This is a genomic window from Rhodococcus (subgen. Prescottella) equi, assembly GCF_003013675.1.
Taxonomy (GTDB): domain Bacteria; phylum Actinomycetota; class Actinomycetes; order Mycobacteriales; family Mycobacteriaceae; genus Prescottella; species Prescottella equi.
Genome location: NZ_CP027793.1, coordinates 361,627 through 387,456, shown reverse-complemented (window position 1 = coordinate 387,456; position 25,830 = coordinate 361,627). Strand labels below are relative to the sequence as shown.

Annotated in this window: 25 protein-coding genes, 1 tRNA gene and 1 other RNA gene; 11 read left to right on the top strand and 16 right to left on the bottom strand. The window is 68.1% G+C overall.

The window, feature by feature from the left end; all coding sequences use genetic code 11:
- Window positions 1-12 precede the first annotated feature (12 nt).
- The 4 genes from C7H75_RS01740 to fes form a co-directional block, all read right to left on the bottom strand.
- Window positions 13-852, bottom strand: a complete 840-nt coding sequence (locus C7H75_RS01740) for a class I SAM-dependent methyltransferase (protein ID WP_106851970.1) — start codon at window positions 850-852, stop codon at window positions 13-15.
- Between the two features lie 134 nt (window positions 853-986).
- Window positions 987-1,571, bottom strand: a complete 585-nt coding sequence (locus C7H75_RS01735; protein ID WP_013414620.1) for an HhH-GPD-type base excision DNA repair protein — start codon at window positions 1,569-1,571, stop codon at window positions 987-989.
- Between the two features lie 46 nt (window positions 1,572-1,617).
- Window positions 1,618-2,955 carry a hypothetical protein gene (locus C7H75_RS01730; protein ID WP_233281844.1) on the bottom strand — a complete coding sequence of 446 codons (1,338 nt, stop codon included), beginning with the start codon at window positions 2,953-2,955 and terminating at the stop codon, window positions 1,618-1,620.
- 77 nt (window positions 2,956-3,032) lie between these two features.
- Complete coding sequence (gene fes, locus C7H75_RS01725; protein WP_106850867.1) at window positions 3,033-4,193, bottom strand: enterochelin esterase; 1,161 nt, start codon at window positions 4,191-4,193, stop codon at window positions 3,033-3,035.
- Between the two features lie 71 nt (window positions 4,194-4,264).
- On the opposite strand from fes, the gene fepB reads away from it, so the two are divergent.
- Window positions 4,265-5,296 (top strand): Fe2+-enterobactin ABC transporter substrate-binding protein, encoded by a 1,032-nt coding sequence (gene fepB / locus C7H75_RS01720; RefSeq protein ID WP_106850866.1) that lies wholly within the window; start codon window positions 4,265-4,267, stop codon window positions 5,294-5,296.
- Window positions 5,297-5,368: 72 nt separating this feature from the next.
- Here fepB and C7H75_RS01715 read toward each other — a convergent pair whose 3' ends face one another.
- Both C7H75_RS01715 and ffs read right to left on the bottom strand, forming a co-directional pair.
- A complete protein-coding gene (locus C7H75_RS01715) occupies window positions 5,369-6,661 on the bottom strand; it encodes an aspartate aminotransferase type Ic (protein ID WP_106850865.1) in 1,293 nt (430 codons plus the stop codon).
- 43 nt (window positions 6,662-6,704) lie between these two features.
- An RNA gene (gene ffs / locus C7H75_RS01710) (signal recognition particle sRNA small type) lies at window positions 6,705-6,799 on the bottom strand.
- A gap of 96 nt (window positions 6,800-6,895) precedes the next feature.
- Between ffs and C7H75_RS01705 the strand changes: the two genes are divergently transcribed.
- From C7H75_RS01705 to C7H75_RS01695, 3 genes are all read left to right on the top strand, one after another.
- A tRNA-Ser gene (locus C7H75_RS01705) sits at window positions 6,896-6,983 on the top strand.
- Between the two features lie 200 nt (window positions 6,984-7,183).
- The gene (locus C7H75_RS01700) at window positions 7,184-8,104 is read left to right on the top strand and encodes a glucose 1-dehydrogenase (protein WP_081122598.1); all 921 of its coding nucleotides are present in this window, start codon (window positions 7,184-7,186) and stop codon (window positions 8,102-8,104) included.
- Between the two features lie 34 nt (window positions 8,105-8,138).
- A complete protein-coding gene (locus tag C7H75_RS01695; RefSeq protein WP_081188034.1) occupies window positions 8,139-8,930 on the top strand; it encodes an SDR family NAD(P)-dependent oxidoreductase in 792 nt (263 codons plus the stop codon).
- A 9-nt stretch (window positions 8,931-8,939) separates the two neighbouring features.
- Here C7H75_RS01695 and C7H75_RS01690 read toward each other — a convergent pair whose 3' ends face one another.
- On the bottom strand, window positions 8,940-9,434 hold the full coding sequence (locus tag C7H75_RS01690) for a COG4315 family predicted lipoprotein (protein ID WP_084924814.1): 495 nt from the start codon (window positions 9,432-9,434) through the stop codon (window positions 8,940-8,942).
- Between the two features lie 78 nt (window positions 9,435-9,512).
- Between C7H75_RS01690 and C7H75_RS01685 the strand changes: the two genes are divergently transcribed.
- Together C7H75_RS01685 and C7H75_RS01680 are read left to right on the top strand one after the other, a co-directional pair.
- Entirely contained in the window at window positions 9,513-10,328 is an 816-nt protein-coding gene (locus C7H75_RS01685) for a helix-turn-helix domain-containing protein (protein ID WP_081122596.1), read from the top strand.
- Window positions 10,325-10,882: a TIGR03086 family metal-binding protein gene (locus C7H75_RS01680; protein ID WP_022593600.1), complete on the top strand. Its 558-nt coding sequence runs from the start codon at window positions 10,325-10,327 to the stop codon at window positions 10,880-10,882. Before C7H75_RS01685 ends, C7H75_RS01680 begins: the two co-directional genes overlap by 4 nt.
- A 23-nt stretch (window positions 10,883-10,905) precedes the next feature.
- Here the strand turns inward: C7H75_RS01680 and ctaD are convergent, their stop codons facing one another.
- Window positions 10,906-12,705: an aa3-type cytochrome oxidase subunit I gene (ctaD, locus tag C7H75_RS01675; RefSeq protein WP_005516143.1), complete on the bottom strand. Its 1,800-nt coding sequence runs from the start codon at window positions 12,703-12,705 to the stop codon at window positions 10,906-10,908.
- A 204-nt stretch (window positions 12,706-12,909) separates the two neighbouring features.
- Between ctaD and gluQRS the strand changes: the two genes are divergently transcribed.
- The 3 genes from gluQRS to C7H75_RS01660 all read left to right on the top strand — a co-directional run bounded on the left by gluQRS (window position 12,910) and on the right by C7H75_RS01660 (window position 15,801).
- Complete coding sequence (gene gluQRS / locus C7H75_RS01670) at window positions 12,910-13,824, top strand: tRNA glutamyl-Q(34) synthetase GluQRS (RefSeq protein ID WP_106850864.1); 915 nt, start codon at window positions 12,910-12,912, stop codon at window positions 13,822-13,824.
- Window positions 13,825-13,931: 107 nt separating this feature from the next.
- Window positions 13,932-14,927, top strand: coding sequence for a DUF2189 domain-containing protein (locus C7H75_RS01665; RefSeq protein WP_013414610.1), 996 nt, complete (start codon window positions 13,932-13,934; stop codon window positions 14,925-14,927).
- Between the two features lie 121 nt (window positions 14,928-15,048).
- The gene (locus C7H75_RS01660; RefSeq protein ID WP_005516146.1) at window positions 15,049-15,801 is read left to right on the top strand and encodes a queuosine precursor transporter; all 753 of its coding nucleotides are present in this window, start codon (window positions 15,049-15,051) and stop codon (window positions 15,799-15,801) included.
- On the opposite strand, the gene tgt is transcribed toward C7H75_RS01660, so the two are convergent.
- Window positions 15,768-17,033, bottom strand: coding sequence for a tRNA guanosine(34) transglycosylase Tgt (gene tgt, locus C7H75_RS01655; protein WP_080559290.1), 1,266 nt, complete (start codon window positions 17,031-17,033; stop codon window positions 15,768-15,770). The genes C7H75_RS01660 and tgt overlap by 34 nt on opposite strands.
- Before the next feature lie 44 nt (window positions 17,034-17,077).
- Window positions 17,078-17,917 carry a class I SAM-dependent methyltransferase gene (locus tag C7H75_RS01650; RefSeq protein ID WP_022593592.1) on the bottom strand — a complete coding sequence of 280 codons (840 nt, stop codon included), beginning with the start codon at window positions 17,915-17,917 and terminating at the stop codon, window positions 17,078-17,080.
- 187 nt (window positions 17,918-18,104) lie between these two features.
- On the opposite strand from C7H75_RS01650, the gene C7H75_RS01645 reads away from it, so the two are divergent.
- Window positions 18,105-18,905, top strand: a complete 801-nt coding sequence (locus C7H75_RS01645) for a DUF1206 domain-containing protein (RefSeq protein WP_106850863.1) — start codon at window positions 18,105-18,107, stop codon at window positions 18,903-18,905.
- A 42-nt stretch (window positions 18,906-18,947) separates the two neighbouring features.
- Here the strand turns inward: C7H75_RS01645 and C7H75_RS01640 are convergent, their stop codons facing one another.
- Complete coding sequence (locus C7H75_RS01640) at window positions 18,948-19,385, bottom strand: hypothetical protein (protein WP_106850862.1); 438 nt, start codon at window positions 19,383-19,385, stop codon at window positions 18,948-18,950.
- Window positions 19,386-19,444: 59 nt separating this feature from the next.
- On the opposite strand from C7H75_RS01640, the gene C7H75_RS01635 reads away from it, so the two are divergent.
- Window positions 19,445-19,786, top strand: coding sequence for a YciI family protein (locus C7H75_RS01635; protein WP_037085788.1), 342 nt, complete (start codon window positions 19,445-19,447; stop codon window positions 19,784-19,786).
- 12 nt (window positions 19,787-19,798) lie between these two features.
- Here the strand turns inward: C7H75_RS01635 and C7H75_RS01630 are convergent, their stop codons facing one another.
- The 5 genes from C7H75_RS01630 to C7H75_RS01605 all read right to left on the bottom strand — a co-directional run bounded on the left by C7H75_RS01630 (window position 19,799) and on the right by C7H75_RS01605 (window position 25,830).
- Window positions 19,799-20,260 carry a PPOX class F420-dependent oxidoreductase gene (locus C7H75_RS01630; protein ID WP_005516152.1) on the bottom strand — a complete coding sequence of 154 codons (462 nt, stop codon included), beginning with the start codon at window positions 20,258-20,260 and terminating at the stop codon, window positions 19,799-19,801.
- Between the two features lie 439 nt (window positions 20,261-20,699).
- Window positions 20,700-21,512: a slipin family protein gene (locus C7H75_RS01620; protein ID WP_013414604.1), complete on the bottom strand. Its 813-nt coding sequence runs from the start codon at window positions 21,510-21,512 to the stop codon at window positions 20,700-20,702.
- Window positions 21,509-22,171, bottom strand: coding sequence for a hypothetical protein (locus C7H75_RS01615; protein WP_013414603.1), 663 nt, complete (start codon window positions 22,169-22,171; stop codon window positions 21,509-21,511). Before C7H75_RS01615 ends, C7H75_RS01620 begins: the two co-directional genes overlap by 4 nt.
- Window positions 22,168-24,501: a nitric-oxide reductase large subunit gene (locus C7H75_RS01610; protein ID WP_013414602.1), complete on the bottom strand. Its 2,334-nt coding sequence runs from the start codon at window positions 24,499-24,501 to the stop codon at window positions 22,168-22,170. Before C7H75_RS01610 ends, C7H75_RS01615 begins: the two co-directional genes overlap by 4 nt.
- Before the next feature lie 165 nt (window positions 24,502-24,666).
- A complete protein-coding gene (locus C7H75_RS01605) occupies window positions 24,667-25,830 on the bottom strand; it encodes an acyl-CoA dehydrogenase family protein (RefSeq protein ID WP_013414601.1) in 1,164 nt (387 codons plus the stop codon).

Here is a 25,830-nt window from a genome sequence, read left to right as displayed (position 1 = left end):
CGTCGTCCAGCCTCACGCCGCCGGCCGCCGCGCCACGACAGCGAAGCTGAGCGGAATCCGGGGCGCGCCCTGCCGCAACTCCCAGCCTCGTGGACAGGGCACCAGATCCTCGAACGCCGGCCAATCCATGTACGGCAGCTCGGCCAGAGCCTCTATCACGAGCCCCGCGTCGAGCAGCGCGCCGACGACCTCGCCGAGATCGTGCCGCCATTCGTAGTTCGTGACCTGACTGATCCGACCGGCAGAGTTCTCGGTGTAGGAGCCCGAATCGTCGTAGCTGCGGTACCCGTCACCGCCGAGATAGTCGTCGCAGATCGACCACGGTTCGTGGTCCATCGCCCCCAGGATGGGGTGATCGTCGCGGATCATGAACACCCCGCCCGGAACCAGGAGATCGTGAATCGATCGCGCCCAGTCACCCAGTTCCGGCAACCACGCGATCGTTCCCACGCTCGTGACGACGACGTCGAAGCTACGGTTCACGAGGCTCGATGCGAAACGCACATCGCCCTCTAACCAACGGATTTCACGGCCGTCCGCGTCTGCGATCCGGCTCGCGTGCCTCAACGAGTTGGGCGACAGATCCACTCCGTGCACGTCCACCGCTCCCAGTCGTGCCCACGAGATCGTGTCGGTCCCGATATGACACTGCAGATGAAGGAGACTTCGACCTCGGACGCCCGTCCCCGAAAGGTGCGGTTCCAGGACCGACAGGTCGTTGCGGACGACAGTCGAGATCCTCTCCGGGTCGGCGAGAAACCCGTCGACGTCGTACATCTGTGAGGATGCGTGAACGTCCGCCCGCTCGTTCCAGTTCGCACGGTTGGCGGCAATGGCATCGGCGATGTGCATGACGGATCCTCTCGGCAGTTCACGGTCACCGGTGTGTACCACACGACCGATGCTCGGAGACAGCCATTTTCACCGCCGTCGCCGGTCGGGACCGCCCCGGGCAGCTCCCTCACCTGTACCGAGGTGCCGACCGCCTACTTCTCCTTCGCCGCCTTCGCGGCAGCCTTGGCGGCCTGCTTGAATTCGCGCACCTCGAGCAGTGTCTGCCTGTCGACGACGTCGGCGATCGACCGACGAGAGCCCTCGTCACCGTAGGCTCCGGCCGCCTCACGCCAGCCCTCCGGCTGTACGCCGATCTGCTTACCCAACAGCGCCAGGAAAATTCGGGCCTTCTGGTCGCCGTACCCGGGCAGCGCCTTGAGCCGCTTCAGCACTTCCTTGCCGCTCGGCCGGCCCGACGTCCAGATCGCGGCGGTGTCGCCGTCGTAGTGCTCCACGATGTAGCCGCACAGCGACTGGATGCGCTCCCCCATCGACTTCGGGAACCGGTGCACCGCGGGCGGCTGCGCACACACCGCGATGAAGTCGTCCGGGCTCATCTCGGCGATCTTGTGGACGTCGAGGCCCCCGAGACGGTCGTCGAGCTTCTTCGGTCCGGCGAAGGCGGTCTCCATCGGCACCTGCTGATCGAGCAGCATGCCGATCAGCAGCGCGAGCGGATCCGACGCCAGCAGGGCGTCCGCTTCGGGGTCACCGACGAGGTTCAAGGTGAGGGCCATACCCCGATCCTGCCATCCGGGAGGGTTCCGCAGACGACCATCGCCGTCACCGGCCGGGCGGTCGCCGCCAGGCGACCACGACGACTATGACGCCCGCGGTGATGGCGATCGTCGCGGCCAGCGCCTCGAGCCAGTGCCCGAACAGCGTCGGCTGATCCACCGCCGGCACCGCCGCAAGCGCAGCGAACACCGCAACCACCGCGATGACACCGGCCGCGACCGACCACGCCTGCGCGATCCTCGAGTGCCGGTGTCCGCGACGTTCGGCACTGCGCAGCAACGCCCGCTCGATCACTCGCGTCGCCTCCCCCAGTTCGGCGTCCAGCGCTGCCATCTCCGTCGACAGCCGCCGGACCAGCATCGTCCGCAGCTGTGCGGGCGCCATCCTGGCCAGTGCCGCCGCGTCGTGCCGCGCCTCGGCGACCAGCAGCACTCGCTCCATGCGCCGCGCCTGCACGGCCGCGACGTCGTCGAGGGCCGCCAGCAGGCGCGAATCCTCGAGTGCCGCGTGATCGCGCAGATGATCGAGCACCAACCGGTAGTCGGCGGCGTGCCGCGCCCGGACGGCGACCCACGGGACCAAGGCCCGGATCATCTCGCTCACCCCGAACACGGCGTGATCGTGATCTGCGGCGACCGCCTCGAGGTCGAGCAGGATCGCGCCCGCGTCCTCCCGTACGGCGACGACGGCACCCTCCCGCGCGGGCCGTTCGGCGAGGGCCACGCGCTCCCACCGCCACCCGGCGACGTCGGTTCCGTGCCCACCCACGCCCTGCCGGATGCGGTCACCGCCGTCGCCGCGCACCTCGACGACCAGTCCGGCCGACGCGCGTTCGTGCCCGGTACCCGCGACCAGATCGGCCAGCCGGACATTCGGCAGCACAGCGTGCGCGTCCGGGAAGACGTCACGCAGACGCGTGGCGGTGGTGAACCCGAAGGACGCGAGCAAGCGGTCGACCGCGCCGTCGACGCCGCTCGCACGCCAGTCCGCGAGCCCCTCGACCGGATCGGCGGTCCAGTCCTCGCACGCGAGCACCACCCCGTGACCGGGAACCGCCCACAGCGACAGGCAGTGCGCCGGTGGTCCGACATGGATCGGGGCCGAGCCGTTTCCGAACACCAGCGGGTCTGCCGTGAACTCGACGCACTCCCGTACGGCGAGCAGGTTCACCGGCAACGACACGCTCACCGGGTCGGGATTCGACGCGGGGAGGAACGGCCCGGACCCGCAGCCTCCCGCCAGCTCCGAACGCTCGGCCGAGTCGTCCGGCCTGTCCGGAATGTTCAGTGCCAGAAGGAAGACGTCGAGGCAGCCCGCTGGACGCGACGACGCCGTCGGTAGTCCACGCCCCTCGACAACGGCCGGGGTGGCCAAGACACTCACCACTTTCGAACCCACCGCGACCGGCGCGGCGACCCTGGCCGGAGTATGTCAGCTTTCCGCCGGAACGGGAACCCCGATCAGACGTCGGAACGACCCAGCAGCGCCGACGCACCCTCGACCAGTAGGTCCCGCCACTGGACGTAGTCGTGGCCGCCGCAGAACTCACGGTAGGTCACATCGAACCCTCTGGCCCGCAGTAGGTCCCGTACCTCGCGATTCTCCTCGATCAGTCGGGGCTCGAGCAGCCCGGCGGCCATCCAGAAGCGCGATCCGCCCGGGTCGAGGTCCGCGACCCGCTGCTGGATCGAGCGCCCCACCATCGGGGGCCGCGGCCACCAGAACGATCCCGACAGGCTCACCGCTCCGCCGACATGTTCGGGGGCCTGCAACGCCGCGTACGTGGCGGCGAGCCCGCCGTAGCTGGACCCGCCGGCCAGCACCGACGAGGGATCACCGGTGGCGCCCCAGCGCTCACGCAGATGCGGCAGTAGGTCGCCGGTGAGTGCGTCGAGAAAGTCTGGACTGCAGGGTAGTTCACGTGATCGCAGCCCCGGTTCGATGCTGTCGATCATCACCACCAGCGGCACCCGGTAGCCACGATCTCCCAACCGGTCGAGCGCGGGCGCCAGCGGAATCTCGACCGCAGCCACCCGGCCGTCGAAGACGACCAGCACCGGACGGTCCCGGTCGGCGATCCCCGGCGGCTCGTAGAGCCAGATACTCCGCTCCACGCCGGCAAGCGAGCACGTTTCCTCGGTCATGTGCCCGCGTGGCAGTACCCCGTGAACCCACCACCGTTGCGCGGGCGCCTCCGGCATCACCGCCTCCGAGCGCGCAGGCAACCCCATCGACGCCACAACCGGAAGCGGGTTCAGTTCGTCGGTGACGAGACCGGCGAGCACGCCGCGCCACCACTCCCATTCCGTCTGTCCGGCAGCGGGTTCGGTGATCGGGTCGACGCGAGGCAGGAATCCGTAGCCGCCGCGCCACGCCTCGGGCACCTGCCGCGACAACACCCACAGATCACTGCCCGGCAACCGCCGCAGCGCGTTCGCGTCCGGATCTCGGCGGTCGGTGACGCCGTTCGCCTCGAGATACACGTGCCGCACGGGTGACCCCGCCGGCGCCCGCCACACGAACGTCACGGTCGCGAACCCCGGCGGCCCGGGATCGATCAACGGGCCACCCTCCACCTGCAGGCGACGCTGCAGGTCGTCGACCGCTTCGACATCGGACATAGGTACCCCTTACTTAGGTGACGCTTTCCTAATAGTAAAGTCGGGCCACCTACCCCTCAGGAGGACCCCCCTTGCTATCCACAACCCTTCGTCGGCGCTCGGTCGGCACCCGGATCGCGGTCACCCTCGGCGCCCTCGCGATCGGCATGTCGACGGCGGCCTGCTCGTCGGACGGCGATTCCGCGGACGCCGCGGCAGCGACCACCACCCAGTCCGACGAGTGGCCGCGCACCGTCGACACCGCCACGGGCCCGGTCACGCTCGACGCCCAGCCGCAGCGCATCGTCTCCACGAGCGTCACGCTCACCGGGTCGCTGCTGTCCCTCGACGCACCGCTGATCGGCACGGGTGCACAGCCGAAGAGCACGGTCACCAACGATCAGGGACTGTTCACGCAGTGGGCCGACGTCGCCGCCGAACGTGACGTCGAGGTGCTCTACCAGGGCCAGCCGAACGTCGAGAAGATCACTGCGGCCGCCCCCGACCTCATCGTCGTCTCCACCAGCGGCGCCGACTCGGCCGCACAGCAGGTCGCCACGCTGTCGCAGATCGCACCGACGTTGCTGTTCGACTACTCCGACAAGTCGTGGCAGGACCTGACCACCCAACTGGCCGCCGCGGTCGGCAAGGAGGATCGGGCGACCGAGCTGCTCGCCGAGTTCGACGCGAGGATCGACGAGGCCAAGAGGGCGATCGCACCGGCACTGCAGAACGGCGCGGCCCCGGTGAACATCCTCGCGTACAACTCGCCGGACGATTCGAAGATCTTCACCGCCGAATCGGCACAGGGCCGCTTGATCTCCCGACTCGGCCTCACCGTCGGCGAACTGCCCGCCGAGATCGCAGGTAGCGGCGCGGCTGCCGGACGTTCGGACATCGTCAGCGTGAACATGGAGAACCTGCCCCGCGCGCTCACCGGCGCGACGACGTTCGTGATCAACGCGCAGCAGCCGGGCGCCGACAGACTGAAGGCCGATCCGACGCTCGCCGCCGTGCCGTCGGTGCAGCGCGGCGCAGTCTTTCCGCTCGACTTCGACAGCTTCCGCCTGGACTTCTACAGCGCGAACAACGTCGTCGACCGGATCGTCGCGGCGCTGTCGTAGTAACGCCACCCGGGGGGAAATGCACAGTGGCCGGTCACCGCGAGGTGACCGGCCACTGTGGCGTTCGACGGGCTACTGCTTGGTGAGCGCGTGCTCCGCCGCGGCGAGCAGCACGCAGGTCGCGACGCCGTCCATCGCCTTGGCGAGCTCGTCCATCGACGGGAAGCTCGGGGCGAGGCGGATGTTCTTGTCCTCGGGATCCTGCTTGTACGGGAAGGCGGAACCGGCCGCGGTGAGCGCGATGCCGGCCTCCTTCGCGAGCTCGATGACGCGCTTCGCGGTGCCGTCCACGACGTCGAGGCTGATGAAGTAGCCACCCTTGGGCTCGGTCCACGACGCGACCTTCGTGTCACCGAGACGGTCCTCGAGGATCTCGAGCACCTTGGCGAACTTGGGAGCCAGGATCTCGCGATGCTTGTCCATGTGCGCGCGGACACCGGCGGCGTCGCCGAAGAAGCGCAGGTGACGCAGCTGGTTGACCTTGTCGGGACCGATGCTCTTCTTGCCCAGATGCTGCTGGTACCACGCCAGGTTGGCGTCGGAGCTGCCGAAGAAGCTCACACCCGCACCGGCGAACGTGATCTTCGACGTGGACGCGAACACCAGCGGACGGTTGGGGTTACCGGCCGCGGCGGCCATGCCGAGGATGTCGTGCGCGGGCGCGCAGTCCGCGACCAGCGGATGCACCGCGTACGCGTTGTCCCAGTAGATGCGGAAGTCGGGGGCCGCGGCCGGCATCGACGCCAGGGCCCGGGCGACGTCCTCGGAGTACACCGCACCCGTCGGATTGGAGTACGTCGGCACACACCAGATGCCCTTGATCTGCGGATCGGACGCCACCAGCTCGGTGGCCCTCGCCATGTCCGGGCCGTCGTCGCGCATCGGGATCGCGATCATCTCGATGCCGTACGACTCGGTGATCGCGAAGTGCCGGTCGTAGCCGGGCGCCGGGCACAGGAACTTGACAACCGACTCCTGCGACCACGGCCGCGCGGAGTCCGGGGTGCCGTGCAGCAGCGAGAACACGATGGTGTCGTGCATGATCTCGAGGCTCGCGTTGTTGCCGGCCATCAGGTTCGCCGTCGGAATACCGAGCAGCTCGCCGAAGATCGCGCGCAGCTCGGGCAGACCCGTCAGGCCGCCGTAGTTGCGGCAGTCGGTACCGTCGCCGTCCCGGAAATTGTCCTCACCCGGAAGCGCGAGCAGACCGTTCGACAGATCCAACTGTTCCGGTGCCGGCTTGCCACGGGTGAGGTCCAGCTTCAGCTTCTCCGCCTTGAGCTGCTCGTACTTCGCGGTCTGACGCTCGAGTTCGGCGCGAAGTTCTTCATGGCTCATCAACCCGATTTGGGTTTGCACAGGCATCTGGGCGGCCTTTCACCGACACGACCGGTCGGGGACGGGAAGAGATAGGGGACCCCGCGCACCCGGCAGAGCCCGTTGACCCTTGCTGCCTTCCGGCCCTGGGGGAGTTCACAGGATGCGCGCCGCGCGGGATCCGCCTACGAGTGTAACCGGACGATCGGGAATCGCGGTGATCCACCCCTCCCGCGGACCCCGTTTGGCATTCCCACCCCTCCAACAGGTAGGCTCCCCCACGGAGGATTCGCCTAGTGGCCTATGGCGCTCGCCTGGAACGCGGGTTGGGTTAACGCCCTCAGGGGTTCAAATCCCCTATCCTCCGCCACGGGAAGCCCCCGGTGACATGTCACCGGGGGCTTGTTCCTTTTGCCGTCACCTCCGTCTTGCCGTGACCTCCGTCTTGCCGTGACCTCCGTCGCAGTCGTGCCGGAGCCCGTCGTCCGGCGTTTGCCGCAGCCGCGATCTGGGCATTCGGTCGAGGAAGCGAGACGCGGCCGCCGCGGCCGCACGACGGAAGGAGATCCGGTGGGCGACGCCGATGCCGACACCACACGAACCGATCAACTTGTCTTCCAGAACCCGGTGACCCGGTACCCGGTGATCGAACCTCCTAAGCAGCATCAGCCCGAGCCGGGGTTGGACAGCGAGCTGCAGCCCCGGGCCGACATCGGCGAGTTCTCGTACCGCGGCACCGGGCGTCTGGAAGGGCGTAAAGCGCTGGTGACCGGCGGCGACTCGGGCATCGGCGCGGCTGTGGCGATCGCGTTCGCGCGGGAGGGCGCCGACGTCGCGATCGCTTACCTGCCCGCCGAGGAGGACGACGCGCAGAATGTCGCCCGCATCGTCACCGAGAGTGGCCGAACGGCGGTGACCGTGAGCGGTGACCTCACCGACGCGGAGTTCTGCCGACGGATGGTCGACGAGGCGGCCGAGCGGCTGGGTGGCCTGGACATCCTGGTCAACAACGCGGGCAAGCAGATCGTCGCCGACACGTTGGGTGAGCTGTCCGACGAGCAGGTCGAGCAGACGTACCAGACGAACATCCTGGCGATGTTCCGCACCACGCGCGCCGCCCTCGCCCATCTCCCGGCCGGCAGCTCGATCATCAACACCACGTCGGTCGAGGCGTACATGCCGGCGCCGACGCTGCTCGACTACGCGTCGACGAAGGCCGCCATCAACAACTTCACCAAGGGGCTCGCCAACCAGCTCGCCGACAAGGGAATTCGCGTCAACGCCGTGGCTCCGGGACCGATCTGGACGCCGCTGCAACCGAGCGACGGGCAGCCGAAGGAGGCGCTGCCGGAGTTCGGGCACAGCACCCCGATGGGACGCGCGGGGCAGCCGACGGAACTCGCTCCCGCGTACGTCTACCTCGCCTCACCGGAGTCGAGCTACGTCACGGGATCCACCCTTCACGTCAACGGTGGCATGCCGTCGCCGTAGTGCCTCCGGCGGCCACAGCAGAGGAGACGTTCCGATGACTACTCGCGCACCGCTCGCCCTGGTCACCGGGGCCTCGAGCGGTATCGGACTGGAACTGGCGAAGCTCTTCGTCGCCGACGGCTACGACGTCGTCGCCGTCGCCGAGGATCCCGACCTCGAGGCGGTTGCCGCCGGCTTGTCCGCCGGGCCCGGCACGGTGCACGCCGTCGTCGCCGACCTCCGCACGGAGGCGGGCGTGGAGACGGTCGGCAAGGCGCTCGCCGCGGACGGGCGTCCGCCGGCCGCCGCGGCACTCAACGCGGGCATCGGCCGCGGCGGCACCTTCCTCGACACCGACGTGACCGAGCTACTCGACGTGGTCGACCTCGACGTGCGCGGTACCGTCCACCTCGCCAAGATCGTGCTCGACGCAATGGCCTCGGCCCGCGCGGGCAAGGTGCTCGTCACCTCGTCCGTCGCGGCGACGCTGCCCGGGCCGTACCAGACGGTGTACAACGCCTCGAAAGCGTTCCTGCAGTCCTTCACCGCCGGGCTGCAGTCCGAACTGAAGGACAGCGGCATCACCGTCACGTCGTTGATGCCCGGCGCCACCGCCACGAACTTCTTTCGTCGAGCGCGACTGGAGGATTCGGTGATGGGGCGCATGCCGAAGGACGATCCCGCCGACGTCGCCCGGCAGGGCTACGACGCGATGCAGGACGGACGGCGGAAGGTGGTGGCCGCCTCCTGGAAGTCCAAGGCTCTCGCCGCGGCGGGGGCGGTCCTGCCGGGATCCGTCAAGGCCGCCGCACACAAGTTCCTCGCGAAACCCCGACGATCGCAGTGAGTTCCGGCGTCACCCACCCGGGGCGTCGGTGATCTTCTCCCCCGCCGGGTTGAGCGCCCACCACAGATTGTCCATGCCCTGTCCCGCAACGGATCCGGGGCGTGGATCGCCGGCGAACAGGTACAGCGGCATCCCGTTGACCGTCACCTGTTTGCCGCCCTGCGGGCCCGGGATGGTGCCGATCACGCCGGAGACGCCCGCGATCTCGGGCCGGGACTCGTCCGTGGTCACGGGCGGCCACATCTGCAGGCACACCGCGTCGCACGCGCTCGCGTTGGTGCCGGGTTCGTCCCGGTCGTAGGCGTAGACGGTCATGTTGTCGACGTTCACCACGACCTGACCGATGCTCGATTCCCCCGTCGTCAACACCGGCCCCGCGGCCGGCACGGTGGACGGCATCGTCGTCGACGACGGGGCGGGGCCGGAATCGTCGTTGTCGGAGCAGCCGACGAGCGCGGCCCCCACCGCGACCGCGGAGAGCGAGATCACCAGGATTCTTCTCATGCCGTTACTCCCGTCCGTGTGTCCTGCCCGGCCCGATTCGGGCCCGGGTTGTCGGTGGCGGCTCCTACCCTGAGCGTCATGGGGTGGTACACGCCGACGACCGTCGCACCGGACCTGTCCGAGGCACTCGTGTGCGCATGGTCCGCGAACGCCGAGGGGCGGCACCTGCTGGTGCCGGACGGCTGCGTCGACGTGCTGTGGATAGCGGGTGTCGGCGTCCGGGTCTGCGGCCCGGAGACGTCGGCGTGGTCGTTCACCCTGCCGCCGGGCAGTGAGTCGTTCGGCATCCGGTTCCGCCCGGGCGCGGCGCCGCACGTACTGCGGACGTCGGCGGCACAGATCCGTGACATCCGCGTCTCGCTCGCGGATGTGCTCGGTGCCGCGGCCGAACGGGTGCTCGTGGACCGGCTCGAGCACGCGCACGACACCGCGGAACGGTTGACGATCCTGCAGGACACCGGCCGGAGCTGGCTGGCGGCGCGGCACGAGCCGGACCCGCTGGCGGCCCGGATCACCTCGGCGCTCGCCGTCCGCTCGTGGACCGTGGAGAGCCTGGCGGACGCGTCGTCGATGACCAGTCGGCAACTGCACCGACGCTGCAACGAGGCGTTCGGGTACGGGCCGTCGACGTTGCGGTCGATCCTGCGCCTGCAGCGCTTCATGGCGTCGGCCCGCACCGGCCGCCACCGCGGCCTCGCGTCCCTCGCCGCCGAAGCCGGTTTCAGCGACCAGGCCCACCTGTCGCGGGAGTGCCGGCGAATCGCATCACTGACACCGACCGCACTACTCGACAGCGAGGCCCCCGACTGGCACGGCGACGCGTCGGTGCTCGACGCCGGAGTCCGATCCGTACAAGACCGCACCGCCGCGACGGACGGAGAATCGGCCGCATGATCACCACCGAATCCACCCCGGACCTGTACCGGCGGCTGGCCGCCGCCTTCACCGACCGCGTCGACGCGGTGCCCGCCGACCGCTGGGAGGCCGCGTCGCCGTGCGAGGGCTGGACCGCCCGCGACGTCCTCACCCACGTCGTCGAGACGCAGTCGCACATGGTCGGCGTCGTCGGACTGTCCATCCCCGACGGCCCCTCCCCAGCACACGATCCGGCTGCGGCGTGGCGGCACACCCGCGACGCCGTGCAGGCGATCCTGGACGACCCCGCGAAGGCCTCGCTCGAGTACGACGGGCACTTCGGGCGCACCGATCTGGCCGCCACGATGCGCACCTTCTACTGCTTCGACCTCGTCGTTCACGGCTGGGACATCGCCCGGGCAGCGGGGCTCGACGAGACGATCCCGGACGTCGATCTCGACCTGCTCGACGCCGTCGTCGCGCAGTTGGGCGATTCGCTCCGTATGGACGGCGTGTGCGGGCCCGCCCTCGACGTGCCCGTGGACGCCGATCGGCAGACACGCATCCTCGCCACGCTGGGGCGCTCGTCCTGACCGCGCCACGCGCGGCGGCGACGTCATGTGTCGTCGCTGCGTCGGTGCGTCCGACGCCGTTCCTCCTCCGGTGGCGGTCGGCGATCGCTGTCCGCCTCCCGGTCGCTGCTCTCGGTCACTTCCGTCAGTTGCTGCTTGGCCACCCCCGGGCCGATGTGTGCCTCGGCCCGCATCCGCTCGATCATGTGCGGGTAGTGCAGCTCGAAAGCGGGCCGCTCCGAACGGATTCGCGGTAGCTCGGTGAAGTTGTGCCGCGGTGGCGGACACGTGGTGGCCCATTCCAGCGAATTGCCGTAACCCCACGGGTCGTCGACCGTGACGACCGTGCCGTAGCGGAAGCTCTTGAAGACGTTCCACAGGAAGGGCAGGGTCGACGCGCCGAGGATGAAGGAGCCGACGGTGGACACCGAGTTCAGCACGGTGAAACCGTCGCTGGGCAGGTAGTCGGCGTACCGGCGCGGCATGCCCTCGGCACCGAGCCAGTGCTGCACCAGGAATGTGCTGTGGAAGCCGATGAACGTGAGCCAGAAGTGCCACTTGCCCAGCCGCTCGTCGAGGAACCGTCCCGTCATCTTGGGGAACCAGAAGTAGATGCCCGCATAGGTGGCGAACACGATCGTTCCGAACAGCACGTAGTGGAAGTGCGCGACGACGAAGTAGGAGTCCGTGACGTGCCAGTCGAGCGGCGGGCTCGCGAGGATGACACCCGAGAGTCCGCCGAACAGGAACGTGACGAGGAACCCGACCGCGAACAACATCGGCGCCTCGAACGTCAACTGCCCCTTCCACATCGTGCCGATCCAGTTGAAGAACTTCACACCGGTCGGGACCGCGATGAGGAACGTCATGAAGGAGAAGAACGGCAGCAACACCGCGCCGGTCGCGTACATGTGGTGCGCCCACACCGCCACCGACAGCGCGGAGATCGCGATCGTCGCGTACACCAGGCCGGTGTAACCGAAGATCGGCTTACGGGAGAACACCGGGAAGATCTCCGAGACGATGCCGAAGAACGGCAACGCCACGATGTACACCTCGGGATGTCCGAAGAACCAGAACAGATGCTGCCACAACAGGACTCCGCCCGTGGCCGGGTCGTAGACGTTGGCGCCCACCACCCGGTCGGCGAACAGGCCCATGAGTCCCGCGGTGAGGATCGGGAACGCCACCAGGATCAGGATGCTGGTGATGAAGATGTTCCACGTGAAGATCGGCATCCGGAACATCGTCATGCCGGGTGCCCGCAGACAAATGACCGTGGTGATCATGTTGACGCCGCCGAGGATCGTGCCGAGGCCACTGAGGGCCAGGCCCATGATCCACAGGTTGGCGCCCATGCCCGGCGAGTGGAGGACGTCGCTCAGCGGCGTGTAGGCGGTCCACCCGAAGTCTGCGGCACCGCCCGGAGTGATGAAGCCCGCAGACGCGATGAGGGCACCGAACAGATAGGCCCAGTAGCTGAAGGCGTTGAGCCGCGGGAACGCCACGTCCGGCGCGCCGATCTGCAGCGGGAGAATGTAGTTCGCGAAACCGAAGACGATGGGCGTCGCGTACAGCAGCAGCATGATCGTGCCGTGCATCGTGAAGAGCTGGTTGTACTGCTCGTTCGAGAGGAACTGCATTCCCGGCACCGCGAGTTCGGCGCGCATCAGCAGCGCCAGCAGACCACCGAACATGAAGAAGGCGAACGACGTGATCAGGTACATGATTCCGAGCACCTTGGGATCCGTCGTCGTGATCACCCGGTAGATCAGACTGCCCTTACGGGCGAACCTCGCCGGATACGGGCGAACGGCAACGGGTTCGGATGCGACGGTGGCCACCGGTCCTCCTGACCGCACGCCCCGCACTCCGGGCGCGCTCCCTCGTCGAGACGTGACCGGTCGCGGCCTGCTCGACGCTTCGACACGGCAACCGGCACAAGCTCAGCACTGTGGACGCTACGCCTCCGGCCCATCGTTGGCTACGGGATTCGTCCACCTCCACCGGGCGCAAAGGGGCCGCCACGCCCTCGATAAGCTGCAGCAATGCCGAAAGAGGTCGACCCATCTTCGCAAGCGGGACGATTCGCCCCCAGCCCCTCCGGCGACCTGCACCTCGGCAACCTGCGCACCGCCCTGCTCGCGTGGCTGTTCGCCCGATCCACCGGGCGCCGCTTCCTCGTCCGCGTCGAGGACCTCGACCGGGTGCGGCCCGGCGCGGCGGAACGTCAGCTCGCCGACCTCGCCGCGCTCGGACTCGACTGGGACGAGGACGTCGAGTACCAGTCGACGCGACTGCCGCTGTACGACGCGGCGATCGCCCGCCTGCAGCGCGCCGGTCTGACCTACGAGTGCTTCTGCACCCGGCGGGAGATCCTGAAGGCGGCGTCGGCGCCGCACGCCCCGGCGGGCGCCTACCCGGGCACGTGCCGCAACCTCTCGGAGGACGCGCGCGCCGAGCGTCGGGCGAGCGGGCGCCCTCCGGCCGTCCGGCTGCTGGCGGGCACCGATCGATTCACCGTGCACGACGTCCTGCACGGCGACTACACCGGCGCGGTCGACGACCTGGTCCTCCGCCGCGGTGACGGCATCCCTGCGTACAACCTCGCCGTCGTCGTCGACGACGCGGCGCAGGGCATCGACCAGGTGGTGCGTGGCGACGATCTACTGTCGTCGGCGCCGCGTCAGGCGTACCTCGCGGGGCTCCTGGGGCTGCCCGCGCCCACGTACGCGCACGTGCCACTCGCCCTCAACGCCGAAGGCAAACGGCTCGCCAAGCGTGACGGTGCGGTCACGTTGGCCGACCAGGCCGCGCAGGGGCACACCCCGGAGGACGTACTGAGCATGCTCGCGCGGTCGCTGCACATGGCCGGCGCCCGCGAGGCCGTGACGCTGCCGCAACTCCTCGATCGCTGGGATCCGAAGGCGCTCCCCCTGGACCCGTGGGTTTACGTCGTGTGAATCTCCGCCGGCGCATATACAAAACAGACCATTCGCGACGTAGGGTCACGACGAAAGATTCATCATCGCCGTGAGCAATACCCCGACGACGAGAACCAGGTACACACATGACCAGTGGTGGACAGGATCCGAACCAGAATCCCGAGGGCGGCAACGAGCCGCAACAGGGTGGCACGCCCCCGCCCGGCAACTACCCACCCCCGCCCGGCGCCACGCCGCCCGGCAGCTACCCGCCTCCGCCCGGCAGCTACCCGCCTCCGCCGGGCAGCTATCCGCCTCCGCCCGGGCCGGGTGGCGGCTACCCGCCGCCGGGGAACTACCCGCCTCCGGGTCAGGGCGGCGGATATCCGCCTCCGCAAGGCGGCTTCCCGCCCCCGCCGGGGAACTATCCTCCGCCGCCGCCGGCGTTCGACTCCGGCTACGGTCAGCGCCCGGCCGGGCCGCCGCCCAGCCAGGTGACGGTCGGCGATGCGCTGTCGTACGGCTGGAACCGGTACAAGGCCAATCCCGGCGTCTGGATCGGCATCCTCGCGGTCGCCTTCCTGATCTCCGTCGTGGTGTCGCTGCCGTTCAGCTTCGGCAGCAACCGCGACATCGAGGACTGGAGTGATCTGGCGACGTCGTCGTTCAGCGTGTGGCAGATCATCGGCAACGTCGTCACCGCGATCGTCGGCTACCTGATCTCGGCCGCTCTCATCCGCGGCGCGCTGCACGAGGTCGACGGCCGTCCGCCCGCCTTCGGGTCGTTCTTCGAGTTCAAGAACGTGGGCGCGATCATCATCGCGAGTTTCCTCGTGGGTCTGATGACCGCGGTCGGTTTCGTCCTGCTCGTCATCCCGGGTCTGATCCTCATGTTCCTGACCTGGTGGACGCTCGAGTTCGTCGTCGACCAGGATCAGGATGCGATCACCGCGATCAAGTCCAGCTTCCGCGCGATCTCGTCCAACTGGGGCACGCTGCTGCTCCTGGCGATCACGTTGTTCTTCCTGAATGTCCTGGGTGTGCTGCTGTGCGTTGTCGGCCTGCTCGTGACCATCCCGGTCTCGATCATCGCGTCCACCTACGCGTACCGCGTCACCGTTCGCGGGCCCGTCGCCCCGTAGTTCCCGCGTTTTGCGCACTTGTCGCGATCGGGGAGCCCCCCGGAATCGCGACAAGTGCGCAAAACGGGCGAGGGTGGGGTGCGAATCGGCGTCACACCACCGCGGATGCTTGGATTGCGCGGTGACAGAGCCAGTACAGTCCCCGCCCCACGCGTCCGATCCGGCGTCCTTCGCCCCCGTCCACCGCGGCTACTACGCCACCCTGGTGGCCCTGTTCACGGCGACTCTGCTGATCTCCAATATCTGCGCCACCAAGGGGGTGGCGTTCTTCGTCGACCAGGACGTCTCGGTCGGCCCGTTCCAGATCCTGCCGATCATCACCGACGGCGGCTTCTTCCTCTTCCCGCTCGCGTACGTCGTCGGCGACGTCCTCAGCGAGGTGTACGGCTTCAAGGCCACCCGCCGCGCGATCTACATCGGTTTCGGCTCGCTGCTGCTGGCGGCGATCAGCTTCTGGCTGACCCAGCAACTGCCCTCGGCCGACTTCTACGAGAACGAGGCCGCGTTCGACGCCGTCGTCGGCGTGGTGCCGCGGCTGCTGATCGCCGGTCTCGCCGGCTACCTCGTCGGCCAGTTGCTCAACTCGGCGGTGCTGGTGCTCATCAAGGAACGCACCCGCGAGAAGTACCTGTGGGCGCGCCTGATCGGTTCGACCGTGGTGGGCGAGTTCGCCGACACCCTGATCTTCTGCTCGATCGCCGCCGGCGCGATCGGCATCTCGACGTGGGAAGACTTCATCAACTACTTGATCGTCGGCTTCGTCTGGAAGACCCTCGTCGAGATCCTGGTGATGCCGGTGACGTACCGGGTGATCGCGTACGTCAAGAAGCGCGAACCGAGCTATGCGCCGGTCGAGGACGGCTTGCTGCCGTAGAACCGGCCCAGCACCTCCGCCTTGTACTCGTCGAAGTAGCCGCCCTCGATGCTCTCCCGGATCCGGTCCACCAGACGCACGGTGAACCGCTCGTTGTGGATGGTGCAGAGCGTCGAGGCGAGCATCTCCTTCGCCTTGAACAGGTGGTGGATGTACGCGCGCGTGTAGTGGGCGCACGTGTAGCAGTCGCACTCGTCGTCGATGGGTGTGAAGTCCCGGCGGAAGCGCGCGGTGTTGATGTTGAAGCGGCCGTCCGGGTGGTAGATCGCCGCGTTGCGGGCCACCCGGGACGGGTTGACGCAGTCGAACGTGTCGGCACCGTTCTCGATCGCGACGAACATGTCGTCGGGCTCGCTGATGCCGAGCATGTGCCGCGGCTTGTGCTCGGGCAGTTCCTCGTTGACCCAGCGCACGATGGTGCCGAGATTCTGCTTCTCGAGCGCGCCGCCGATGCCGTAGCCGTCGAAGCCGCGCCCGCTCACGCCGGTGATGGATTCGAGTCCGCGGGCCGCCTGCCGGCGCAGGTCCTCGTACTGTGCGCCCTGCACCACACCGAAGAGCGCCTGGTACGGGCGGTGCGCGCGCTCGGCGGTGAGCTTCTCGTGCTCGGCGATGCAGCGCACGGCCCACGCCTGCGTCCGCTCGACCGACTGCTCCTGGTAGCCGCGGGTGTTGAGCAGCGTGGTCAGCTCGTCGAACGCGAACATGATGTCGGCGCCCAGCTGGTGCTGGATCTGCATCGACACCTCGGGGGTGAACCGGTGCGGCGAGCCGTCGAGATGCGACTTGAACGTGACGCCGTCGTCGTCGACGTGCGCGAGGCGCTGCTTGCCTTCGGCGATGACGTCGTCGGACTGCACGCCGACGGCCTCCATCGCGAGCACCTTCTTGAACCCGACGCCGAGCGACATCACCTGGAAGCCGCCGCTGTCGGTGAAGGTGGGGCCGTCCCAATTCATGAACTTGCCGAGACCGCCGGCCTCGTCGACGATGTCGGGTCCCGGCTGCAGGTACAGGTGGTACGCGTTGGCGAGCACGGCCTGCGTGCCGAGGTCCTTCATCGACTCCGGCAGCACCGCCTTGACGGTCGCCTTGGTGCCGACCGCGATGAACGCGGGCGTCCGGATGTCCCCGTGCGGGGTATGGATGGTGCCGGTGCGGCCCAACCGGTCGGGCAGGCGGGTGCCCACCGTGAAGAACGGGTCGGGCGGGGTCGGCACAACATCACTCACCTGGCCATGGTGTCACAGGCGAGGCGCGACACCGCGCCTCCGGGTCAGGCGCGCTCGTGCGCGGTGAGCAGCAGGTACTCCCAGTCCATCGCGAACGAGCCGTCACCGACGTCGAACTCTCGGGCCAGGTCAGCGAGGTCGCGATCGAGCGCCGCAACCTTGTCCGGATCGCCGGATATCGCCTTGTACACCGCGATCGTCGGCCCGTAGTTGGCCTTGAAGTAGTCACGGAACGCGTCGGGTCCGTCGAAGTGGTCGACGCGGACGGTGTCGCGCTGCGCGGTGACGTCGGTGACCCGGTCGCCCAGGAGTTCGCGCACGTGAGCTTCGTCGCCCCAGCGCGGTGGAGGCTGCGCCCCGGGCGGGGGCGGCGGCGCGTACGGCTTCATCGCGGCGAACATCCGGCCGATGAACCCGTCCGGCGTCCAACTGAGCAGACCGATCGTGCCGCCCGGCTTGCACACCCGGACCATCTCGTCGGCGCCGGCTTGGTGGTGCGGCGCGAACATCACCCCCACACACGAGAGAACAACGTCGAATTCGTCGTCGGCGAACGGCAGCGCCTCGGCGTCCGCCTCCCGCCAGTCGAGGTGCGCACCGCGCTTGGCGGCGAGTTCGCGGCCGCGGTCGAAGAGTTCGGGAGTGAGATCCGACGCCACCACGTCGGCCCCGGTGAGGGCGGCGGGGATCGCGGCGTTGCCGGTGCCGGCGCCGACGTCGAGCACCCGCTGCCCGTCGTGGACACCGGACGCCCGGACGAGGACCGCACCGAGATCCGGGATGACGTCCTCCGCGACGGCCGCGTAGTCGCCCGACGCCCACACCGCCCGATGTTTGGTCTTGAGGGCTCGATCGGCTTCTCTGGCTACAAGTGATTCGCTCATGGTTCGAGCGTGCGCCGAGGACCCGGGCCCGACAACCCACCCCGGGGGAACGATTTCGCCACCCCGCGCGCCCGTGACGTGCGGTTCCGGTGGTCCCGGGCGGGGGGTGCGCCGCGGCGATACGCTTTTTCGAGTCAGCGACCAGCGCACGAAATCAAGGACCACCGCACAAGAGGGAGGCCTGCGCGTGACACCACGCACCAAGGCTGGAACCGCGAATTCCGCCCAGCATCCCGCCTTCGAGAAGATCGCCCGAGTCGGCCAGGCCGCGAGCGGCGTCGTGCACCTACTCATCGGCTACATCGTCATCAGGCTGGCGTTCGGCGACAGTGGTACCGCCGATCAGTCGGGCGCCCTGACGGCTCTCGCCTCGCAACCGGGCGGACGCGTGGCGCTGTGGGTGGCGGCCGTGACCCTGGCCGCCCTGGCCGCGTGGCGGGCGGTGGAGGCGTTCGTCGGGAAGCGATCCGACGTGGAGGAGCCGTCCGCGCTCGACCGGGCGAAGACCGCGGGCGTCGCGGTGGCTTACCTCGCCTTGGCGTTCACGGCGTTCCAGTTCGCTCGCGGCGGCGGAAAGTCGAGCACCGAGCAGAACGTCAGCCTCAGCGCCCGGCTGATGCAGTCCGCCGGCGGCAAGACCGTTCTCGTCGTCGCCGGCCTGGTAATCATCGGTATCGGGGCCTACCACGTCTACAAGGGCGCCAAGAAGAAGTTCCTCGACGACCTGCACCGGGGCGGGCTTCCGCGAGTGGCCACACCCCTCGGCGTGGTCGGCTACATCGCGAAGGGACTGGCCATCGTCGGCGCCGGCGTCCTCGTTGTCGTCGCGACGTTCACGACCGACCCCTCGAAGGCGTCCGGGTTGGACGGCGCCGTCAAGACGCTCGGCGCGGCCCCGTTCGGCCAGGTCCTTCTCGTCGCGGCCGGGCTCGGTGTCATCGCCTACGGCGCGTACTGCTTCGTCCTGGCGCGCTACGGGAGGATGTGAACCACCACCGCCAGCGACTGGAGTGTGTTCCCTTTCCGCCTCCTACTGCACGGCGAAGGTCGCGACACCCGGGGTGATCGGCCCGGGTGTCGCGGACAGGACCGCCACGGCGATCTGTCCGGGTCCGGTCTGCAGGGTTACTGCCGCAGGGATCCCGTTGAGCCCGTCCGACAGTCGAGCCGAGCCCGACGCCCCGGTGGACAGATTCAGCCAGTGCACCTCGGACGAGAGCAGGCATCCCCACCCGCCCGAGTTGCCGCCGGTGATCGTCGCCGCGCCGGACTGTTCACCGACCACGGCCACACAGCGCACCGCGGGCGCATCGAAGCTGCCGTTCGGATTCCCGTACGGCGCCGGGGCGATCTGGAACGGAACGGTCACCGCGGCGGAGGCGACCGCCGCGGACGCGAGTACCGAACACCCCGCGATTCCCGCGCAGAGAGCCAGGCGGTAAACGGTTTTCGTCACAGCAGCGCCCATATCGGCAAGGATAGTTTCGATCCCCGTCCCGAAACCCCCGAAACGAAGGAATGCAGACGATGACGAAGTATCTGATCTCGTTCCCCAGCGCCGCCATGAACCTTTCGGCCGAAGACCTGCAGGCGTCGGCGGACGCGGCGCACGCAGTGGTGGAGGAGGCGAAGGCGGCCGGCGTGTGGGTGTTCGGTGGCGGAATCGACGAGACCGTCCCGCCGGTGCGGGTCACCGCGGACGGCACCGTGACCGAGGATACGTACCAGCAGACGAGCCGACTGGACGGCGGCTTCACGGTGCTGGAGGTGCCGTCTCGCGAGGCGGCTCTGGACTGGGCCGCGAAACTCGCGGACGCCTGCCGGTGCGCGCAGGAAGTGCGCGCGTTCCACTACGACCCCGCCAGCTGACGACCGACCGGGCTAGTCCCGTGTGAGCTGCGGCGGGAAGCCGCCGGTCGCGATCGGCCCCCACTCGTCGACGGTGATCCGGATCAGGCTCTTGTTCTGCTTGCGCATCGCCTCGCGGTACTCGTCCCAATCCGGGTGTTCACCCGAGATGCACCGGAAGTACTCGACGAGCGGCTCGAGCGCATCGGGCATGTCGAGGACCTCGGCGGTCCCGTCGATCTGCACGTACGCGCCGTTGAAGTCGTCCGAGAGCACGCACACACTCACGCTCGGATCCCGGCGCACGTTCGTGGCCTTCGCGCGCTGCGGGTAGGTCGAGATCACGATCCGACCCTCCTCGTCGACACCGGAGGTGACGGGCGAAATCTGTAGTCCCCCGGACCTTTTGTGCGTTATGAGCACAGCACGATGGCGGGGGCGGACGAACTCGAGCAACTGCTCGCGGGTGACGCTTTCGGCGGTGGCGACGGCCATGACGCACTCTCCTGATCGACTCGGTCCGGGTGCTTGTCCAGCCTATCGGCGAGACGATCGATGTCGGCGGCCGATCGCTGGAGGTTCGATGACATCTGATGGAAGCCGGTCACTGCAGAAGAGGCCCGACCAGCAGGAGGCCACTCCTCTCGAAACCTGGGGCCGGCTCTTCGCCACGCCCCCATCTGGTCGGCCCGTCGACAGCTCGACCACGAATCCCCGGTGCGCGTCAGCCGGTACGCGATGTACACGCTCATGCTGGCGGTCGCCGGACTGCTAGCGATCGCGGTGGGCGACGAACTCTCTATCGGGCACCCGGACCACGGACAACGGATCTCACCACCAACGCGTTGCTGTTCTGTGGTCCGCTGCTGTTCTTCGTCGCGCAGTCCTGGTACATGCGGGTGGCGGTCGGGAAGCCGCTTTTCGACAGATTGACTCAGCCCCAATGCCCGTCCGCAGATGCGCCGTTGGACGCCGCAGCCGACTGCGACCACGCGCCACCAGCGCCCGACAGGAACGGTCCGACGATGTCGATGGGTAGCGGGAACACCACTGTCGAGTTCTGGTCGGCGCCCAGTTCCAGCAGCGTCTGCAGATACCGCAACTGGAGCGACGCCGGATTACGGCTGAGCACCTCAGCGGCCTGCCGCAGTTCCTCCGACGCCTGCAACTCCCCGTGCGCGTTGATCACCTTCGCCCGACGCTCGCGTTCGGCCTCCGCCTCCCGCGCCATCGCCCGCTGCATGGCCTCGGGGATCTCGACGTCCTTGATCTCGACGGCTCGGACCTGCACACCCCACGGCTCGGTCTGCGCATCGATGCTCGCCCGCAGGTCCTGATTGAGTTCGTCACGATGCGCCAGCAAGGTGTCGAGGTCGGCTCGGCCTACCACCGACCTCAGCGTGGTCTGGGCGATCAGTGACGTTGCCACCGCATGGTTCTCGACGGCCGTCACCGACCGCACCGGGTCCGTCACCTGGAACAGGACGACAGCGTTGACGCGCGCGGGCACGTTGTCCTTGGTGATGACCTCCTGCGGTGGGATCGTCAGCGTCACCACACGTAGGTCGACGCGGATCATCCGATCGAGCGCGGGGGCGAGCAGTCGCAGGCCAGGCCCGCATGCGGGACGCACCCGCCCAAGGCGGAAGACGACGCCGCGCTCGTACTCGCGCAGCACGCGAATCGACAACGTGAGGAGCCCGGCGGCGAGGACGATCACCACAGTGACGATCACGGCGGCGGTCATGACCGCCTCACCCGGCTCCGGCCGGCCGGCGGACTGCCGTCCGTAGGCGTTGGGTCGAAACCACCCCAACGAGTTCGATAGCGGTCGTGCGGCATGGCGTCCTCCCCTGGATTGTTCTCGGGTACAGCAGGATCGGGCATGTCGAAGTTGGCAGGGTTGCGGCGCAGATGCGTGGTGAGCGGGATCGAGCACACGGCAGCGAACAGGGCGAACCCGACGAGAAGCGCCGACTCCACCGGCGTGTGGAATCCGATCAGCACAAGGATCGGGAACACCACCGCGAGTCCCGCAGGGACGCAGGCGATTCCCCGATGAAAGAGGCCGGCTTCCGAGTGCGGCCACGGGTCGAGCGATCGAGTCACCTCCCGGCCGTGCTCGGACGTGGTGCACGACGACTTCACCGGGCAGCTATTGCATACCGCCGGACTCGCCCGGTAACGCATCACCCGGTTCTCCGGGTCGAACGAGGTGGGCCACAGCCACTGGTTCTCCGGACACTCCCACGCGTCGTGGTCGCGGTGGTAAATGAACGCACCGTGCGTCCAGTCCCCGGCGCGACGCGCGATCCGCCGCGCCAGCCAGTCCAGCCCGTACGCCACCGCGACCAGAAAGGCCGCGTAGCCTCCGGTGATCCACACCCACGGGTCGACGCCGCTCACGGCTCGCGCTCCCCGTCAGCGGGCTGCACTTCGACAAACAGCACGTCTTGGGGATGCTCGTGGGTGGTGGCCTTGATCTTGTAGCGCACACCGAGCCAACAGATCCAAAGGAACGGCAGCACGCCACCGATGATGAACACGAGATCGCCCGGCAACCGCATCCATTCGAGGAGGAGATTGCCCGGTTGTGTGAGCTCACCGAGTGAGCGGGCTTCGAAGTAACCGTTGGCCACGGATTCGTACAACTGCACCACACCGAGCGGGAGCAGCGAGGCGAACACCATCCACGCGAGTCCGAGGTTGAGGCACCAGAACGACAGGCGCGCGAGCTTGTCGGGCCATCGCTCAGGCGGGATCAGGTAGCGCAGGGCGAACAGCGACAGCCCGACCGCGAGATTGCCGTACACGCCCATCATCGCGCCGTGCGCATGGTTGGCCGTCAAGCCCGTTCCGATCTCGAAGTACGACACGATAGGCAGATTGATGAGGAAGCCGAACACACCGGCGCCCAGAAAATTCCAGAAGCCGACGGCCACCAGGAACATGACGGCCCACCGGTGAGGGAAGGGTCTGGCGGAGCGGGACTGCTGCCTGGCACCGAGTTGCAGGAAGCTCCACGCCTCCACCGTGAGGAACGTCAGCGGGATGACCTCGAGCGCGGAGAAGAACGAACCCAGTGCCATGTGTTCCACCGGTGTCCCGGAGAAATACACGTGGTGCATCGTTCCGATCACGCCGCCCGCCGAGTACAGAATGATGTCCAGGAAAATGATCCCGAGCGCGATCCGCTCGCGGACCACGCCGAGCATCACGAAGACGTACGCGACCATCACCGTGGTGAACAGTTCGAGGAAGTCCTCGACCCACAGGTGCACCACCCAGAAGCGCCAGAAGTCGGCGACGCTGAGGTGCGTCTCCGTGCTCGCCAGCAGGCCCACCGCATAGAACGCCGGAATCGCCAGGGCCGAGTAGAAGAACAGCCAGGGCATGTTTCCGCGCGACTCGCCTTTCAATCGGGCTCGGATGCCGCGGTAGATGATCGCGATCCAGATGAAGAGGCCGATCACCAACAGGATCTGCCACACCCGCGGCAGGTCGATGTACTCCCACTGCTGGTCGATGAACGGCGCGCCCACCGACCACTCCACACCGTAGATCGACAGCGCCTCCCCGGTCATGCTGCCGGCGACCACCAACCCCACCGCACCCAGCAAGCCGTACACCAACAGGTGCTGGTTCTTCGGCTCCCTTCCGGAAATAAACGGAGCGAGAAAGATTCCCGCGGCAAGGAATCCCGCGGCCGGCCACAGGATCGAGAGCTGAACATGCCACGTCCGGGCGAGATTGAACGGCAGGTACTGCGCCAGGTCGAATCCGTAGAAGCTCAGAATGTCGGAGCGGTAGTGCGCGGTCGCGCCGCCCACCAACGTCTGCCCCAGGAAGAGCAGTGCGATGACGAGGAAGAACCACGCGCAGGCCCGTTGCGCCGGAGTGATCCGCACCTCGCCGGGCTGACGGAACGAGATCGTCGGGGCGTCGATGCTGCGCCACCCGATCTTCTGGCTCCACCGCCCGTAGACCGCGAACAGGACGCCGGTCCCGCCGAGCAGTGCGATCAGCGACAGCACGCTCCACACCACGGTGTCGGCGGTCGGTTTGTTGTCCACCAACGGTTCTGGCGGCCAGTTGTTGGTATACGAATAGTCCACCCCGGGGCGTTCGGCGGCCGCTGCCCACGCCGTCCATGCGAAGAACGAGGTGAGCTGGCGGATCTCACCGGGGTCGGTGATCGCGTCGGGCAGCAGACCGTTGCGGTCCGCGTCCGGACCGAAGAACGTGGCGTAGTGCTTCTGCACCTCGCCGAACGCCTTCACTTGACGATCGGTGAGCACGAGAACGCCGGTGTTCTCGTCGTAGCGGTTGGTGCGGAACTCCTCGAGCATCGCGGCGTTCGGATCGGGCACGCCCTCCCGCATCAGATCCTCGCGCACCGTCGACGCTGAACGGCGCAAGTAGTCGGCGGTGTAGTCGGGCCCGAGGTAGCCCCCGTGCCCGACGATCGACCCATACTGCATCAGACCACGTTTCAGAAACAGCTCCTGGCCCGCGGTGATGTCGTTGCCGTCGAAGACCACCTCGCCCGAACTGTCCACTACACGCACCGGTTTGGGCATCGAATCCGAATAGGTGCGATAGGCCAGGAATCCCAGCACGAAGAATCCGAAGATCATGACCAGCGCGACTGCCTGCGCCCAGGTCTTCGAGATCTTCATGGGCGAGCGCCGCGACGGGGGCTCCTCGCCGGCTCGTTCGACAGTGTTGTGGGCCATCTCTACACCTCCACCGGCGGGTCACCCCGTCGCGGTAGGTGCCGTCGGGGGATTCCGGGTGATAGTCAGCAGAAGGCCTCAGCCAGTACGGTATCGCACGAAGTGCTTCGTTGCCCAGGGGTTTTCGTTCACATTGACGGGATTACCGCAAATGTTCCGAAGGATTCAGCGAAACGCCGCGTGCCCCGTGAGTGCCCGCCCGATCGACAGCAGATGCATCTCGCTGGTGCCCTCGTAGGTGAGGACCGACTCGAGATTGTTGGCGTGCCGCAGCGGCGAGTATTCGAGCGTGATCCCGTTGGCGCCGAGGATGGTCCGGCACTCGCGGGCGATCGCGATGGCCTCGCGGACGTTGTTGAGCTTGCCGACGCTGATCTGGTCGGGGCTGATCTCGCCACGATCCTTCATGCGGCCCAACTGGATTGCCAGCAGCATGCCCTTGCCGAGTTCGAGGGTCATGTCCGCCAGCTTCTCCTGCGTCAGCTGGTAGCCGGCGAGCGGGCGGTCGAACACCTCGCGCGTCCCGGCATAGGCGATGGCCGTCTCGAGACTGTCCCGCGCCGCGCCGAGCGCGCCGAACACGATGCCGAAGCGGGCCTCGTTGAGGCACGATAGCGGCGCGCCCAGCCCCCGCGCCTCGGGCAGCTGCGCCGACGCCGGCAGCCGGACGCCGTCGAGCACCAGTTCGGACGTCACCGACGCCCGCATCGACAGTTTGCCGTGCACGGTGTTCGCCGTGAAACCGGGTGTATCCGTGGGGACGACGAAGCCGCGCACCCCGTCGTCGGTCTGCGCCCACACGGTCGCGACGTCGGCGAGGCTGCCGTTGGTGATCCACATCTTGGTTCCGTCGAGGATCCAGTCGGCACCGTCGCGGCGGGCACGGGTGCGCATGCCCGCGGGGTTGGAGCCGAAGTCGGGCTCGGTGAGCCCGAAGCAGCCGAGCGCCTCACCGGACGCCAGCCGCGGCAACCACTCCTGCTTCTGTTCCTCCGAGCCGTAGCGGTGGATGGAGAACATCGACAGCGAGCCCTGCACCGAGACGAAGCTGCGTAGTCCGCTGTCGCCGGCCTCGAGCTCGAGGCACGCCAGTCCGTAGCTGACGGCGTTGGTGCCCGCGCACCCGTAGCCCTGCAGATGCATGCCGAACAGTCCGAGGCCGCCGAGCTCGCGTGCGATCTCCTTCGGCAGCGTTCCCGATTCGAACCATTCGGGCAGTTGCGGGCGCAGCCGCTCGTCGACGAGCCGCCGGACCGTGGCCTGGATGTCGCGCTCCTCGTGGGAGAGGAGGGCGTCGATCCCGAACAGGTCCAGCGGCTTCATCGTCAT

What these genes read in the sequence shown, in the direction of transcription:
- C7H75_RS01740 (WP_106851970.1), bottom strand. Translation starts at nt 852, where the DNA reads ATGCACATCGCCGATGCCATTGCCGCCAACCGTGCGAACTGGAACGAG.
- C7H75_RS01735 (WP_013414620.1), bottom strand. Translation starts at nt 1,571, where the DNA reads ATGGCCCTCACCTTGAACCTCGTCGGTGACCCCGAAGCGGACGCCCTG.
- fes (WP_106850867.1), bottom strand. Translation starts at nt 4,193, where the DNA reads ATGTCCGATGTCGAAGCGGTCGACGACCTGCAGCGTCGCCTGCAGGTG.
- C7H75_RS01715 (WP_106850865.1), bottom strand. Translation starts at nt 6,661, where the DNA reads ATGCCTGTGCAAACCCAAATCGGGTTGATGAGCCATGAAGAACTTCGC.
- C7H75_RS01695 (WP_081188034.1), top strand. Translation starts at nt 8,139, where the DNA reads ATGACTACTCGCGCACCGCTCGCCCTGGTCACCGGGGCCTCGAGCGGT.
- C7H75_RS01690 (WP_084924814.1), bottom strand. Translation starts at nt 9,434, where the DNA reads ATGAGAAGAATCCTGGTGATCTCGCTCTCCGCGGTCGCGGTGGGGGCC.
- C7H75_RS01685 (WP_081122596.1), top strand. Translation starts at nt 9,513, where the DNA reads ATGGGGTGGTACACGCCGACGACCGTCGCACCGGACCTGTCCGAGGCA.
- C7H75_RS01680 (WP_022593600.1), top strand. Translation starts at nt 10,325, where the DNA reads ATGATCACCACCGAATCCACCCCGGACCTGTACCGGCGGCTGGCCGCC.
- gluQRS (WP_106850864.1), top strand. Translation starts at nt 12,910, where the DNA reads ATGCCGAAAGAGGTCGACCCATCTTCGCAAGCGGGACGATTCGCCCCC.
- C7H75_RS01665 (WP_013414610.1), top strand. Translation starts at nt 13,932, where the DNA reads ATGACCAGTGGTGGACAGGATCCGAACCAGAATCCCGAGGGCGGCAAC.
- C7H75_RS01650 (WP_022593592.1), bottom strand. Translation starts at nt 17,917, where the DNA reads ATGAGCGAATCACTTGTAGCCAGAGAAGCCGATCGAGCCCTCAAGACC.
- C7H75_RS01640 (WP_106850862.1), bottom strand. Translation starts at nt 19,385, where the DNA reads ATGGGCGCTGCTGTGACGAAAACCGTTTACCGCCTGGCTCTCTGCGCG.
- C7H75_RS01635 (WP_037085788.1), top strand. Translation starts at nt 19,445, where the DNA reads ATGACGAAGTATCTGATCTCGTTCCCCAGCGCCGCCATGAACCTTTCG.
- C7H75_RS01630 (WP_005516152.1), bottom strand. Translation starts at nt 20,260, where the DNA reads ATGGCCGTCGCCACCGCCGAAAGCGTCACCCGCGAGCAGTTGCTCGAG.
- C7H75_RS01620 (WP_013414604.1), bottom strand. Translation starts at nt 21,512, where the DNA reads ATGACCGCCGCCGTGATCGTCACTGTGGTGATCGTCCTCGCCGCCGGG.
- C7H75_RS01610 (WP_013414602.1), bottom strand. Translation starts at nt 24,501, where the DNA reads ATGGCCCACAACACTGTCGAACGAGCCGGCGAGGAGCCCCCGTCGCGG.
- C7H75_RS01605 (WP_013414601.1), bottom strand. Translation starts at nt 25,830, where the DNA reads ATGACGATGAAGCCGCTGGACCTGTTCGGGATCGACGCCCTCCTCTCC.